The following is a 15,426-nucleotide window of genomic DNA, read 5'->3' on the forward strand; positions in this document are numbered from 1 at the left end:
GGTTTTGAATGGTAATGACTGGCGTAATTTGATATGGCTTTGATAAAACTTGATGACGTTTCTGTTAGAAAATATGACACAACCGTTTTAAACGGAATCAGCTGGGAAATACAAAAAGGAGAGCAGTGGGCAATGATTGGCCCTAATGGCTCCGGAAAAACAACTTTACTGGATGTCATTGCTGGAAAATGGCCGGTTTGGAAAGGAAAGTTGCATTATGGATTTGACAAACCTATTCGCGAAGCGATCGAGTTTGTTCCAAACGATTATTCATTTAACCGGATTGTAAGCGCGGGAGCTGAATACTATCAGCAGCGTTTTCATTCTTATGAAGCTGAACGCGCGCCAAGCGTCAGGGCAATTTTGACAGATCAATTAAAACCGGTCGGGACGGTTAATGAAAATTCTGTCCATTTGGAACCATCAAAAATTGACAATGAACAACTTGAAAAAGTGAGCGAGTTGTTGTCCATTACAAATCTGCTTGACCACCCTTTTGTCACACTTTCCAATGGAGAAACCCGGAGAATGCTGTTGGCGAAATCGCTGTTGAAACATCCGGAAATATTGATTCTGGATAATCCTTTTGCAGGTCTGGACATGCTTTCAAGGGAAGTTTTAAGAAACGCATTAGATGAACTGGCTCAATCCGGCGTGACGATAATCATCGCAACGATTTCGACGGAAATCCCTCCTTGCGTGACACAAGTTCTGGAAATGAGCCACGGTAGTATTGAAAAAATATCACCAATGGGTTCTTTTAAGATCGGAACACTAGATACCGAGGCTTTTCCCCAACCTGATCCGGAAAAACTAGAAAGCTTTGGTATACCAAATTTTGTTGATTTTAAGACAGCCATCGATCTTAGGAACATCAAAGTAAAATACAATGAGGACCAGATATTAAAAGGTATTGATTGGAAAATCCGTAAAGGTGAAAAGTGGGCTTTATCGGGCGCGAACGGTTCCGGAAAATCGACTTTATTGAGTATCATCACCGCAGATAATCCACAGCGTTTTGCTAATGACTTCGATTTATTTGATAAAAAACGCGGCGGAATTGGCGCTTCGATTTGGGATATCAAACAAAAAATCGGGCATGTTTCTCCCGAGCTGCACTTATATTTCCCGAAAAACACCTCAGTTTTCAAAACCATCGCGTCAGGTTTTTTTGACGCGACAGGAATATTTTTCAAAAAATCAACGGATTTTCAGGTAGCCCGTGTTCATGAAGTTGCTGAGTTACTACACGTGCATCCGCTTATCGAAAAAGATTTTTCTCAGCTTTCCAAAGGAGAGCAGCGTCTTGTTTTACTAGCCAGAGCATTAGTCAAAAATCCTCCGCTTTTAATCCTTGACGAACCTTGCCAGGGACTGGATACCGTTTCAGTCGAATATTTCAAATCCGTTGTGGATGCCATTTGCAAGACACGGGAAAGAACTTTAATCTACGTTTCGCATTATTTGAATGAGATTCCATCTTGCGTTACCAGGTTCTTAAAGTTGGAAAAAGGTGAGGTTTGGGAGGATAGGTAAATACTGAGCTGCAAGAAGTTACTTTAAGGAAAGCGGAGAGTCCTAGAGATAGCCTGCCAATTTATTGTTGGTAGAATGTTTCACTTTCGAGCAACTTTTCCGATCTTTGTTGTGGCAGAAAAACAAAAACGTCGTACCGTTGTATTTTATAAGGATCATTTCCGGGAATTCTTTCTAAAACAAAATACGAAAGTTCAGGATAAAATTATCTGGACATTAAATTTGATTGAAGAACTTCAGACTATTCCTGAGACTTATTTAAAGCATATTGAAAATACAGATGGATTATTTGAAATCAGGGTTCAGCAATCCAACGATATTTTTAGAATTTTCTGCTTTTTCGACCGCGGCAAATTGATTGTTCTAGTCAATGGTTTCCAGAAAAAGACACAAAAAAACGCCCAAAGGAGAAATATTAAAGGCTTTAAAAATCAAACAGGAATATGAAAACGAAAAATAACATTTCGACACTTGACCAATTTAAGGACCAGCACTACGGGATATTCGGTACTCCTAAAAGAGACAATTTAGAATCTGGTTACGAGGTATTTAAAGTTGGCGTATTGATTCATGAAGCACGCCTAAAAAAAGGTATGACACAGGAACAACTTGCCGAAAAAGTTGGTACGACAAAATCGTATATTTCCAAAATTGAAAATAATGTTAAGGAGGTTAGAATTTCAACTTTGCAAAAAATCATTGAAGTTGGCCTTGGCGGCTCTTTACAACTATCGATCAAGCTTTAATGATTTATTTTTCAATATCCTTGATGATTAATTCTTCTGTTAGAAAAAGCAGATAATTGGGAGAATAACTGATGTGTGACACATTACAAACAAAATTTCGTAAATTATTGCCGATAAGTTTCTGAAACTTTCCAATGGATAGATTACAAAAATATACAAATGAAATTGTCAGACTTTGTCAAATGCATAAAGTTAAAAGCCTTTATGCATTTGGCTCAGTGTTGACCGAAAATTTCAACAGCGAGAGCGATATTGATTTAATTGTTGATTTCGAGAAAATCGATATCGAAGATTATGCCGATAATTACTTTGATTTTAAGTTTTCACTGCAAGACATCTTAGATAGACCGGTTGATCTTTTAGAAGCAAAAGCAATTAGAAATCCATACTTATTGGATTCTCTTAATAAGCAGAGAAAACCTGTTTATGGAAAATGAAGTCAAAGTTTTGCCACCACTATTTCCCATCCGTCAACCCTCCCATAAAATCTATAACCAGCTCAATTTCCTGCTGAGATAAATTTAATTTATCCGGAGCCAGCGTTTGATTTGGAACATCCAGTCCAAGACCTGCACCGCCGCCTTCGTTATAAAACTCCATCACTTCCTGCAAACTTGTGTAAACGCCGTTATGCATATATGGTGCCGTTTTTGCAATGTTTCTTAACGAACTGGTTTTAAAAGAATTTTTCCACTGCGGAAACTGATCGTGAATTCCTCTTCCTTTGTCACTGTCAAGTTTTGGCTGTTTCCAGTCCGCGTTAACCGTTACACCCAGTACCTCGGATTCCGTTTTTTGATATCCCGGAGGTACGGTTCCGTTAAATAAGGGCATAAAATGACAAGTTCCACACTTTGCTTTTCCCATGAAAATATTGAAACCTGCAACCTGATTATCCGTTAAAGCCTTTTTATCACCTCGCATATATTGGTCGAAAGGTGAAGAAAAAGGGCTCAGAGAACGTACAAAAGTGGCCAATGCATTTTGGATATAGACAGGTTTGATGCTGTCCAATTCCGGATAAGCTTTTTTAAACAATCGTTGATAATCCTCATCAGATCCAACCAGTTTTGAAACTGATTTTAATGACCCGTGCATTTCCTCTTTGTTATGTATCACATCCACCGCCTGGTCTTCCAGAGATGGCGATCTCAAATCATAGAAAAATGCCTGCTGTAAAGCTGCATAGGTAATCGTCGGAGCATTTCGGGTTATCGATTTTTGTATACCCTGACTTGTTTTAAGACCATCCGTGTAAGCCAGCGCTGGCTGGTGACAACTACCACAGTTGGTTTTTCCATTTCCGGAAATCCGGCCATCATAGAAAAGTTTTTCCCCGAGGGCAACTCTGTCTGTTGTGGAATTAAAATCAGTATTCGACAAAAGTGCATCTGCATCAAAAGCTTTTGCATCAAACAAAGTTTCAACATCCGCCCGCAACAATCTGCGGTCATTAATAAAAGGAATGGAAGCCAGATCCTGATTATTTTTCAAAGATCTCGTTAATGGATTTATATAATCAACGATAAAAGCGGCGCGGTCAAATGTATTAAAATCCTTATTCTTTCTGATAAAAACAATTGCTGATTCAGCACCATTATACAACGATGCATATTCAGGTAAAAGCGATTTGTACGCTTTGATATATTTTTGAAAAGAGACCAAAACCTCTTCACTTTCCGATAATGCATTGCCGGACCCGGGCGTATCAAACCCGGAAATCCCTAACGTAATCATGCGAAATATTTCCAGACGCAAGGCATCAAACACATGAGAATCTGTTATCTGAATGTCTGTCCAAAGCGAAAGAATACGCTTGGCATTCATCTGCATTTTACGAATCTGCCTGATCAATTCTTCTTCATCCAGGGTTTCGTCAGTATAAATTAATTCTTCCATCACCTGCAAACCACCAGGTTCAAAAACAGCATTTTCCTCTTCTTCGATTTCATCCAGCGGCGCACCATTCACAAGCCTGACCGTTGAAGGCGTAAAATATTCTGCAAATGCTTCCGCTTTTTTGAATTGTAGCCTCAATTTCAAAAACTCGTTTTGCAAAATTTCTTTACTCTTTTTTTCTTTTACTGAATTCAAAAAATGGTCATTCAGCTTTACGAATTCTTCAACATCGGATTTGAAATACTGGTAAACTTTTTCTGTCGGCGTTTTATCCGGCTGACATGACAAAATGATTACCGCAAAAAACAGGATGACAAGGGAAGGAAATATTTTGTTCATAGTGATATAAAAAAGTGTAGAAGGCCTTTCGAAAAAGACCTTCTACACATTATTTTCAATGAAAATTATTGTTTGATACCTCTAACGATTACGGTTTGTCCACCTTCTCTGTTAGATGATAGTCCGCTTCCGTCAGCACTAAGATATTTTGCATCCTGCCAGGTGTGCGGGTGAAGGTTGATCATGAACGTTTCAGGGATTCCTACTACGTCAGAAATATCGATCATAGCACCATACTCCCAGGAGCTCAATAAATTACTGTTAACAGAATTATATTTCGCGTTGAAAGTTGCATCAGATCTGCGGTGATCCATTTGAAGCATCGCCTTGCTTTCCTTCGTCAGGATATTGTACTGCCAGATCGTTCCGTCGTGATCATTCATTTTGTAGAATGAATCACCATCTTCCTGTACATAAACATAGTCTTTTGTTACACAGATGTTATCAGGATTTACGATGAAATTTCCCGGACGATCTGCTCCATCCATCACGATCTCCAATTTTCCTTTCAATGGATCAGTTGCATCAAATTTCAATTGATAAACGCGTCCCCACATATTTTTACCAGTTACCGGCGTCACTTTATCAGATTCGCTAACACCTGTTGCAGTGAAATAAATTTCTCTTCCAACACCGTTTCCTCCTTTGCGGTAATCGATATCTTCAACACGGGCAAACTGGATCATCTTTTTCGCAACCGTTTGTGCTTGTAATTGAGCACCAGTGCTCGTTTTTACATCATCAAATGGCACAAATTCAACATCATAGCTTGTGCCTTTTGTCATATCCGTCTCAACCGGGCTTGGGTTGTTTCCAGCACGACGAAGCGCGTAAAGTTTACCGGTCAGTAAATCACCTACGGTTTCAGTAACATACACTACCAACTGACCATTTGTATCATCTTCACCAATCACGATTACCGTCTTCCCAGGAAACGCATCCTTTGGAAGCGGAACTGCATTTTCTGCGCTCCATTTTCCGAAAGCACTTACCGTTCTTGATTTATTTTTTTTATCCGCCGGAGCAAATATGTCAATCGCATGTGTCATGGATTCTGCACCACTTTCACCAGCCGTCAAAAACAAAGGACCGAATCCATGTTCCTGTGGTGTAGCCAAAGTTGCAGAACACAAACGCCACTGTCCTCCTTCATAATCAACGATATACTCCCCTTTCACAGGTTTGATATCCTTATCAAGAAACACGCGCGAAACGGACTGATGAATTTCATGATTGTTGATCATGATAAATCCTTCGCCATTTGGGTTTTTCACAAATGCGCCACCATCCGGCTGCGCACCATAAATAAAACCCGGAGATTCAGGAAGAACGTCGTCCGAACTGATCAACGTCGTAATTTTCAAATTTTCAAAACCCGGAAGCGCTTTTACAAGTGAAGGATTGACAGACCTGTCAACCAATTTTGCAGTGTTATCCGGCTCCTGGTTGTGATCCGTACATGCATTCAGTGCCATGGCACCGCTTAAAAAAACAGCCAAAGCCGCTTTTCTATTGAAAAGGTAATAGTTGTTCATGGTGAGTAGTTTTTTTAACAAAACTACCCTATCGCCATTACGCCAGCTTTACCTGTATATTAAGCAATTATGAATTGAGTTATCAATAATCAATCTATTCTAAACGGGCTCTGGCCCAAAGCTTTCACGTGGGAAGTTTCGTTTAATAACTATTTTGTCCGGAATTAGATTTCAGTTTTTAGTTTAAAATTCCAGTAGCTTATTTTGTTGTTCAACTAATAAAATTAGCATGGAAAGAAAAGTAATATTATACATTGCAACCAGCCTCGACGGCTATATTGCATCGCCAGACGACAATCTTGATTTTCTTTCTGTGGTTGAGCAGGAAGGTGAAGATTATGGTTATGCTCAATTTATTGAATCAGTTGATACCGTTATTGTTGGACGAAAAACGTATGACAAAGTCTTGTCGATGGGATTTGATTTTCCGCACAGCGATAAGGAAAGTTACATTATCACCAGAACACCGAAACCTGCAACAGGAAAAATTAAGTTCTACACGGGAGACCTAAAAAACCTGATCCTGAAACTAAAAAAACAGGAAGGCAAAAATATCTTTGTTGACGGCGGAGCGGAAGTTGTTAATCTGCTGCTTAAAGACAATTTGATTGACGAATTCTGCATATCCATTATCCCTGTCTTACTTGGAGATGGTATCAGGCTTTTTCAAGATAATCGTCCTGGATTGCCTTTGAAATTTGTCAGATCTGAATCTTTCAAGTCAGGACTTGTTCAGGTTTGGTATCAAAAGGCTTAGATTTTTAATCCTGCTTTTTCAAGTTCATGACAAGAGATAAAGAACTGCTTCCAAAACCGGGTGTGTATTGCGCCCGGCCATAACTGATCTCAAACCTTTTCACGCGCAGCCAGACTCCGAAGGAAAATCCGGCAAGTCCTCCCGCCTCGTTCAAACGCAATTCCTGCCGGCGAAGATGATCGTATCCTAATAGTATCCTGAAATTCTTATGCAGCAATAATTCAGATCCGAGCGAAACATGACGGGCCAGTTTCTCCGCAACACCCACTTTCCGGGGAATTCTTAATCCATTTATATCATAAGTAAAAAACAGGTTCGGGTCATTGTAAACCATGTCAAAACGGTTCAAATGATGAATTGTTCCGGAAAACCTGATCGGCATGTATTTCGGCTTAAATGTCAATCCAACTCTTAGATCCAGTGGTAAAATCGGAGTATTGGCGCCTGTAAAATTTTGTTTCAAAAAGCCGAAGTTTTTGGCTACAAAACCTACCGTAAAATCTTCCCGCGGATGTTTAAAAACGCCACCCCAGTCAAAGGCCAACCCCCGGACATGGTAGGAATCAATGGAAGAACCGACAAATTTTACACTAGCTCCCAGTGTAAATGCTCCGATGGTCTGGCCATATCCTGCCGAAATTCCATAATCAGCTGCCCTGAATTCTCCAACAATATTGCCGACCGCATCCGTCTCGGTAATACTTCCATAGTTGAGATATTGTAAACCGACCGCCCAGGTTCCGTTTGTGCGTTTCAAAGCGTTGGCGTAGGCCAGATTGATAAATTTTGTATCGGCGAGATAAGGCATAAGGTTCAAGGAAACCTGATCTTCTTTTGCAGAATCCAGTAAGGCAGGATTTTGTAAAAATAAAGCAGGATCATTCCCACTAATTGTCAGGTGATTTGCACCCAGTGCTGTACTTTTTGCCTGCGCAGGCAGTTGCAAAAAATTGAGCCCGCTTCTTCCACCGGTCGTTTGCGCTTTTATTTCTCCCTTAAAAAGAAAAATAAAAAGGGTCAAAAGAATAAAGCCCGTGCCGATCTGCCTCATAGAAATGCAAAAATTTCCTGAATCTGTTAAAATGACATTATATTTAGGAATCATTTTAAAAAACAAATGTAACCATATCGTCCGTATTACATGGAATCAAGATTCGCAGCGACTTCGAAAAAAGACCTTTTAAACAAAAAAAATGCAGAAGCTGACCTTGGAGGCGGAGAAAAACGGATTGCAACCCAACATGCCAAAGGAAAACTTACAGCGAGAGAACGGGTTTCTATTCTGCTGGACGAGAATTCTTTTGAAGAAATTGGGAAATTTGTAATGCACAGAAGCCGCGATTTCGGCCTTGATAAAGAACATTATCTCGGCGATGGCGTGGTGACCGGATATGGTACGGTGAACGGCAGATTGATTTACGTTTATGCTCAGGATTTTACAATTTTTGGTGGCTCTCTTTCTGAAACACATGCTGAAAAAATCTGCAAAATCATGGATCTTGCCATGAAAAACGGAGCGCCTGTGATCGGGTTAAATGATTCAGGCGGAGCCAGAATTCAGGAAGGCGTTCTTTCCCTTGCCGGTTACGCCGACATTTTTTACAAAAATACACTGGCATCCGGAGTTATCCCTCAGATATCGGCCATTATGGGCCCCTGCGCTGGCGGTGCTGTTTATTCTCCGGCCATTACAGATTTTATTCTGATGGTGGAAAACAGCAGTTACATGTTTGTCACCGGGCCGAATGTTGTAAAAACTGTAACGCACGAAGACGTGACATCCGAAGAATTGGGAGGCGCGATGACGCATGCGACAAAATCGGGGGTGACCCATTTCGTGGCTGCCAATGAAGTTGAATGTATCTTGTATATCAAAAAACTGCTGAGTTATCTCCCGCAAAACTGTGAGGATGACGCGCCGCGACTTCCCTATCAGCCAGCCAGCGAATCGCGGCCGGCTTTGAATACCATCATTCCGGAAAACCCGAATCAGCCTTATGATATTCGCGAGGTGGTGGAAGAGATTACAGATACGGATACTTTTTTTGAAGTACATAAAAATTTCGCAGAAAATATTGTTGTTGGTTTTGCAAGAATTGCCGGACGAAGCATTGGCATAGTCGCCAATCAGCCTGCTGTTTTGGCAGGTGTGCTGGATATAAACGCAAGTCAGAAGGCTGCGCGGTTTGTACGCTTTTGTGATTGTTTTAACATTCCGCTGCTGGTCCTTGAAGATGTGCCCGGATTTTTGCCTGGAACAGATCAGGAATGGAATGGCATTATCACAAACGGTGCAAAATTGTTGTATGCATTTTGCGAGGCAACCGTTCCCCGTGTTACCGTTATTACCAGAAAAGCATACGGCGGCGCTTATGACGTGATGAATTCCAAACACATCGGTGCCGATATGAATTTTGCATGGCCTACGGCTGAAATTGCGGTGATGGGTGCAAGCGGGGCAGCTGAGATTATCTTTAAAAGAGAAATTGCCGAGGCCGAAAATCCGGCAGAAAAGCTTGCAGAAAAAGTGGATGAGTATACCAGAAAATTCGCAAATCCGTATCGTGCGGCGCACCGCGGCTATATTGACGAAGTGATTTATCCAGAACAAACGCGGGAAAAACTGATCCGAACTTTCAGTATGCTGGAAAATAAAGTAGTGACACTTCCAAGAAAAAAACACGGCAATATTCCTCTTTGACGATTGAATTACAAAGTGTTCAGGATTCCAGGTAGGGCTGCTCTAAGCCTTTCCTAAAAATCTTTGTGTCAAACTTTTCCAGAAATCCGCTTTTGTAACCGTTAACTAAAAACAGACTTCCATTTAATCAATATTTCTTGACTGATTATTGAAGCGCTGTTAGTTTTGCGCCAGATCATCAACATGCTCCCCAGCGTCGCCCATTCGGATAATCCATCGAGAATGGGAAAATATTCTTGTGCCTGATTAGCTCACCAGTAATTTTTTCTATATGCTCAGTAAAATTCTTAAATGGACTGGAATTGTTGTAGGGAGTTTAGCGTTGCTTCTGTCCGCCTTCTACGCCCTTGTGTATTTCAACACAGAATCTCGTGCGGCCAAAATCTATAATGTAAAACTTCAAAATATAGCTGTTCCAAACGACAGTTCTTCAATTGCCAAAGGAAAACATATTGCCGAAATCCGCGGCTGCATAGGCTGCCACGGCCCGGATCTGTCAGGCGGAATGGCATTTGCTGACGAGAACTCCCCTATTGGAATTTTGTATAGTTCTAATATCACTTCCGGGAAAGGCGGCATTGATTATACTGAAAAGGACTGGATTCGCGCACTACGCCATGGCCTCGGAAAAGACGGCAGATCTTTATGGTTTATGCCGTCACACGAAATTTACCATATATCGAATAAAGATATGGCTTCTTTGATAAGCTTCGTGCGTTCGCAACCGCCTGTCGATAAAGTTGGGCGGGAAAAATCATTAAAACCCTTGGGTCGTGTACTGACATTTCTTGATGAATTTCCATTATTTCCGGCAGAAAAAATTAATCATAATGCTGTTTATGTCGACGATGTGGCTCCATCTGCAACACCTGAATATGGCGAATATCTGGCGATTACCTGTACCGGCTGCCACAGCCCGACACTGAAAGGAGCTGCTCCGCATGGACCAAATGAGCCTCCGGTACCAGATATCAGTTCAACAGGAAATCTCGGAAAATGGACGCCCGCTGCATTTGCGGCAACCATCAGAACAGGAAAAACTCCCGAAGGAAAAATGCTGAGTGACGCGATGCCCTGGAAACATTTAACCTACACTGATCAGGAATTAAATGCGATATACTCATACCTGCATGGACTACCGTAACCGAATAATAACAATATTAAATATTCCTTTAATCCAACCTTCCAGTTCATTAATATCGCATAATATTCTCCATATCAACACCGTATAAAATTCCACATTATGAAAACTTCATTTTTATTAAGAATTGCGCTTCTACTATTGATCTTCACAGCTGGTTGTGTTGACCACGATATCATCGAAGATCCACAGAGTTTTAAATCCGAAGAATTTGCCAGTGGCCTGATGGCGCCGATCGGAATTACACAAAGTTCCAACGGCTATCTTTGGGTGACTGAGCAAGGAGATGGCAATGGAAATACGGGCAAGGTTTCGGTGATTACGCCTGACGGAAAAGTTTGGCCTGCCATTACGGGATTTCTATCTGCGATTAACCCAGAAGGTACACCAAGCGGACTTACGCACCTGACTTATAAAGATGGAAAACTTTACATTCTGCACGGCGTTCTGGGAAAACTATTTATTGCTGATATATCCAACTTTAAACCTGGCGTTACTGATCCGATACTTGCCGCAACTTTACCTTACGAAACAATTAATTTGTTTGTTTTAGGTTCGAGTTTCAAAGTTCATAAACATGAATCCAATATTTATAACCTGACCTGGGGACCAAACAACGATCTCTACATGACAGACGCGGCGGCGAACGCAATCGTCAGAAGAGACGCCAATAAAGCGCTTAGCATTTTTGCAGAATTGCCTCCATATACTGGCCCCAACGGCCCAATTGACTTTGTACCCACAAGTATCGTTTATGATGGTAATAAATTCCTTGTTTCCTCTTTAAGCGGATTTCCATTTATTGAAGGCATTTCGACCATCCAGCAGATTGACAAAGCGGGAAATATCTCACTGTACAAAGGCGGATTCACAACCGTCGTTGACATTGTTTTGACTGCCTCCTATCAGCCTTTGGTTCTTTCTTTGGCAAAATTTGCACTTCCTGGCGGTTTCACACCATTTTCAGGTAAAATTTCAAACGCAAACGGCGGAACTATTTTGGACGGACTTATGATGCCGACAGATCTGGAAAGAATTGGAGACAAGTCGTATGTTGCGGTCTCGACAGCGTTGGGGAAAGTTTACAAACTGTCTTATTAAAAAATTCAGAAAAAATATCGGTAAATAACAAAGCGAAGTCTTCCGGGCTTCGCTTTGTTATTTTAATATCACGTATACTGCCATTGGTCAATATCAATATCTGACTTATTGGAGTTTTTTTTAATTGATGAATAAATTAGTCCAAAGCCATGCACTTCTTCGTTACGTTTTGTTTTTCAAAAATCCGTGATTTCCTATCCGTTTATTGAGCCCATAAAAAAAAGTTCTTTCTCTGATAACCATTTTTGATCTTTCCAGGCCGGCGGAAACCGGAAACAGCCTGACTGAATTAGATTTCCTAAAACCAATTTCAGGAAAAATTTAAAATTCCCCTTATCACTGTCACTTTTTAAGTGAAGTCAATTTGTCGGTAAAAAAGAAAACATTGCAGATCTTTCGGATTCTGCATTTAAAATGTATTAAATTAACATAAAATAAAATTACAACGTATTGTAATACAGCAAATTAATCTGATTGCACTGAAAAATTAGACGAATCCAAGCCAGAAAAATCATGACAAAAGCATTACTATCATTATCACTATTTTGTATTGTCGCAGTAAATTGTTTTGCGCAGTTGCCCGTACCAACCGACTACCTGAACAAAGAATTTCATAAAGGACGCCGCGACGCGCTGAGAAAAATGCTTCCTGAGAATTCGGTCATGGCCGTTTTTGCCTTTCCAACCCGGAATTTTTCCAATGATGTAGACTACAAATACCACGCAAATCCGGATCTCTATTATTTCAGCGGATATACCGAACCGAGTTCGGTCATGTTGATTTTTAAAGACGCACAAAAAGATTCTGCTAATCAATCTTACAACGAATTATTTTTTGTTCAGAAGAAAAATGCGCAGCGGGAGCAATGGACCGGCAAACGATTGGGTATCGAGGGCGTCAAAGAAATGGGATTTTCTCATGTGTATAACTCAGAAGATTTCGAGCGGTATGTCCCGGACCTTTCAAAATTTGACAAAGTCATTTTCGAATTTCCTCAGGACATTTCTGATAAAATAACACAGACCGATGATATTCATGATCTTGTAAAAATTTTTAGAAAAAAATCAGCGATGCCGGAGGATTTTGACGGTGAGGTGATGGCAGATATCATGTCAGTTTCACAATATCCCATGCTGCTCAATTCGATTCCCAGATTAACACAGTATTATAAAAATTTGTCGGACGGAAGTGAGCAATACAAAAATAATCCATTCATTAAAAAAGTGGTCGCTCTCAAAGATTCGACAGAAGCCATAGCACTTTTAAAAGAAATGGGCGCTTCAAAATGGGATCCTGCTTTGTTTGCTTTATATACCAAACAACTTAGGCAGATTAAAACAGCTGAGGAACTGGCGCTTATGCGAAAATCGATCACAATTTCTGCATTGGCACATAATGAAGCGATGAAAGCTGTGAAGCCTGGTATGTCTGAACTGGAATTGCAGGGCGTTCAGGAATTTATTCATAAAAAACTAGGCGCTGAATATGTCGGATATCCTTCGATTGTCGGTGCGGGCGCGAATGGCTGCGTGCTTCATTACATTGAAAACAACGCAACAAATCTTGGAAACAAAATGGTTTTGATGGATGTGGGAGCTGAATATCACGGTTATTCCGCCGATGTAACGAGAACTTTTCCAGCCAACGGAAAATTCACTGCTGAACAAAAACAGATTTACGACATCGTTTATGAAGCACAAGAGGCTGTTTTCAAAATTTGCAAAGAAGGAACAACTTTCCAGGAAATTGAAAAAACCGCACGTGATGTTGTCACCAAAGGCTTGGTAAGACTGGGAATTCTGAAAGACGAGAAACAAAACCGCCTTTATTATCCCCACGGCTGTTCCCATTTTCTTGGTCTGGATGTGCATGACAAAGGTATTTACAATAAGCTTTTTGAGAATATGATCATCACTGTTGAGCCTGGGGTTTATATCCCTGAAAACAGCGATTGCGACAAAAAGTGGTGGGGAATCGCAGTGCGGATCGAGGATGATGTGCTGATTAAAAAAGATGGTTTTGAAAATCTGTCGGTCCAGGCACCAAGAAAATCAGAAGATGTTGAAAAAATGTCGGCCCAAAAAAGTTTTACTGATGCTTTGAAGATTGATATGAATAAATAATCACGAATTTAGATAAATAGTATAAAAGCTGTAATCCGAACCGATTGCAGCTTTTATACTATACCGCCATATCAGGATTTAAGGTACTGAACAATAGCATCTGAATGATTTTTCAAAATTATTTTCGGATTAAAGGTTGTTTTCAAATATTATCTGGAATAGCATATTCGTCTTTGCTCAATTCTAAATAATGTTATAATTTCACGCGTATTTTATAAATTTATTTACAATCCTAAACTTTTACATTTCCTAAATTACCCCTTAACTAATGAAAGAAAAGAAAGGCACCTCTTCGTCCAGGCGTAACTTCATCAAAGGTTCGCTGGCGACGCTCACCACATTTTCCATCGTACCCCGCCATGTACTGGGCAAAGGTTTTATTGCTCCAAGTGACCAGCTTACCAAAGCCATTGTGGGCGTGGGTTCCATGGGCCGAGGCCACATTCCCTATGCCGGAACAAAGGTTGTAGCACTTTGTGACGTTGATAAAAATCACTTAAAAATAGCCGCCGGAATGGTCGAAAAAGGTGTAAAAACCTTCTCAGACTACCGCGAATTAATCCAATTGCCAGAAGTAGATATCGTGCACGTGGCCACGCCTCCTCATTGGCACGGAATCATTGCGGCAGATGCAGCGCGCGCAGGAAAAGATGTCTGGTGTGAAAAACCGATGACACGTACCATCGGTGAAGGAAAACGTTTGGTGGAAGCAGTTCAGCAACACGGAAGAATCTTCCGACTGAATACCTGGTTCCGTTTTGAGGATAATTTTTACGGTATGAAAACAACCGTGAAACCTATAAAAAAATTAGTTCAGAGCGGCATGTTGGGCTGGCCGTTAAAAGTTACGGTGAGCAAACATACCGGTTTTGACTGGAAATTTTATTGGGTAGGAAAAACTGTCAACGAGCCTCAGCCCGTGCCTGCGGAGCTTGACTACGAAATGTGGCTAGGGCCTGCGCCTTATAAACCGTACAGCGCACACCGTGTCCACCAGACTTTCCGGGGTTATTGGGATTATGATGGCGGCGGATTGGGTGATATGGGACAACATTATATTGACCCGATCCAATATTTCCTCGGCAAAGATGATACAAGTCCGGTAAGTGTGGAAGTGGATGCTCCGCAGCAGCATACCGAAGCCGTAGGGACTTGGAGACGCATTACATATACATACGCAGATGGCTGTCAGATCGTACTGGACGGTGAAGCAAAAGATGAAAACGTCGCTTATATCGAAGGACCCAAAGGCAAATTATATCCAAATTTCAGGTCAGATATTCCTGATCTTGAAAAGAAACTGGCTGCTTTTCCGGATCCTGAACCACAGGTCACGGACTTTGTCGAAGCGGTTAAAAGTCGTCAGAAATTTGCGTTAAATGAAGAAAACGGACACCGTTCATGTACTTTGGTCAATATGGGTTTAATCGCTCTTCGACTTGGCCGTTCATTAAAATTTGATCCTGTAAAACAGGAATTTATTGACGATGAAGGCGCTAACCGTTTGATCGACCAACCGATGCGTGGACCCTGGACTATGTAAATAT

The 15,426-nt window shown here is 40.9% G+C and carries 13 protein-coding genes; 10 read left to right on the top strand and 3 right to left on the bottom strand.

The genetic code is table 11. The features are described from left to right. The first annotated feature begins 33 nt into the window (after window positions 1-33). The 4 genes from AC1XUO_RS02995 to AC1XUO_RS03010 all read left to right on the top strand — a co-directional run bounded on the left by AC1XUO_RS02995 (window position 34) and on the right by AC1XUO_RS03010 (window position 2,719). Entirely contained in the window at window positions 34-1,536 is a 1,503-nt protein-coding gene (locus AC1XUO_RS02995) for an ATP-binding cassette domain-containing protein (RefSeq protein WP_483328269.1), read from the top strand. A 75-nt stretch (window positions 1,537-1,611) separates the two neighbouring features. Next, the gene (locus AC1XUO_RS03000; protein WP_483328270.1) at window positions 1,612-1,983 is read left to right on the top strand and encodes a type II toxin-antitoxin system RelE/ParE family toxin; all 372 of its coding nucleotides are present in this window, start codon (window positions 1,612-1,614) and stop codon (window positions 1,981-1,983) included. Then, entirely contained in the window at window positions 1,980-2,282 is a 303-nt protein-coding gene (locus AC1XUO_RS03005) for a helix-turn-helix domain-containing protein (RefSeq protein WP_483328271.1), read from the top strand. Before AC1XUO_RS03000 ends, AC1XUO_RS03005 begins: the two co-directional genes overlap by 4 nt. Window positions 2,283-2,416: 134 nt before the next feature. Then, window positions 2,417-2,719 carry a nucleotidyltransferase family protein gene (locus tag AC1XUO_RS03010; protein ID WP_483328272.1) on the top strand — a complete coding sequence of 101 codons (303 nt, stop codon included), beginning with the start codon at window positions 2,417-2,419 and terminating at the stop codon, window positions 2,717-2,719. A gap of 19 nt (window positions 2,720-2,738) precedes the next feature. On the opposite strand, the gene AC1XUO_RS03015 is transcribed toward AC1XUO_RS03010, so the two are convergent. After that, window positions 2,739-4,520 carry a cytochrome-c peroxidase gene (locus AC1XUO_RS03015; RefSeq protein ID WP_483328273.1) on the bottom strand — a complete coding sequence of 594 codons (1,782 nt, stop codon included), beginning with the start codon at window positions 4,518-4,520 and terminating at the stop codon, window positions 2,739-2,741. A 65-nt stretch (window positions 4,521-4,585) separates the two neighbouring features. Further along, window positions 4,586-6,055 (bottom strand): PhoX family protein, encoded by a 1,470-nt coding sequence (locus tag AC1XUO_RS03020; protein WP_483328274.1) that lies wholly within the window; start codon window positions 6,053-6,055, stop codon window positions 4,586-4,588. Window positions 6,056-6,284: 229 nt separating this feature from the next. On the opposite strand from AC1XUO_RS03020, the gene AC1XUO_RS03025 reads away from it, so the two are divergent. Further along, window positions 6,285-6,812 (top strand): dihydrofolate reductase family protein, encoded by a 528-nt coding sequence (locus AC1XUO_RS03025; protein WP_483328275.1) that lies wholly within the window; start codon window positions 6,285-6,287, stop codon window positions 6,810-6,812. A gap of 4 nt (window positions 6,813-6,816) precedes the next feature. Here the strand turns inward: AC1XUO_RS03025 and porQ are convergent, their stop codons facing one another. After that, entirely contained in the window at window positions 6,817-7,917 is a 1,101-nt protein-coding gene (gene porQ, locus AC1XUO_RS03030; protein ID WP_483328276.1) for a type IX secretion system protein PorQ, read from the bottom strand. Between the two features lie 36 nt (window positions 7,918-7,953). On the opposite strand from porQ, the gene AC1XUO_RS03035 reads away from it, so the two are divergent. From AC1XUO_RS03035 to AC1XUO_RS03055, 5 genes are all read left to right on the top strand, one after another. Continuing rightward, a complete protein-coding gene (locus AC1XUO_RS03035) occupies window positions 7,954-9,513 on the top strand; it encodes an acyl-CoA carboxylase subunit beta (RefSeq protein ID WP_483328277.1) in 1,560 nt (519 codons plus the stop codon). Between the two features lie 271 nt (window positions 9,514-9,784). Continuing rightward, complete coding sequence (locus AC1XUO_RS03040; RefSeq protein WP_483328278.1) at window positions 9,785-10,657, top strand: c-type cytochrome; 873 nt, start codon at window positions 9,785-9,787, stop codon at window positions 10,655-10,657. 99 nt (window positions 10,658-10,756) lie between these two features. Then, window positions 10,757-11,755: a ScyD/ScyE family protein gene (locus AC1XUO_RS03045; protein WP_483328279.1), complete on the top strand. Its 999-nt coding sequence runs from the start codon at window positions 10,757-10,759 to the stop codon at window positions 11,753-11,755. A gap of 513 nt (window positions 11,756-12,268) precedes the next feature. Beyond that, window positions 12,269-13,879 (top strand): aminopeptidase P N-terminal domain-containing protein, encoded by a 1,611-nt coding sequence (locus AC1XUO_RS03050; protein WP_483328280.1) that lies wholly within the window; start codon window positions 12,269-12,271, stop codon window positions 13,877-13,879. 268 nt (window positions 13,880-14,147) lie between these two features. Further along, on the top strand, window positions 14,148-15,422 hold the full coding sequence (locus AC1XUO_RS03055) for a Gfo/Idh/MocA family oxidoreductase (RefSeq protein WP_483328281.1): 1,275 nt from the start codon (window positions 14,148-14,150) through the stop codon (window positions 15,420-15,422). Window positions 15,423-15,426: the final 4 nt, after the last annotated feature.

It is taken from the genome of Dyadobacter sp. HNCC25DJ186, assembly GCF_056895235.1.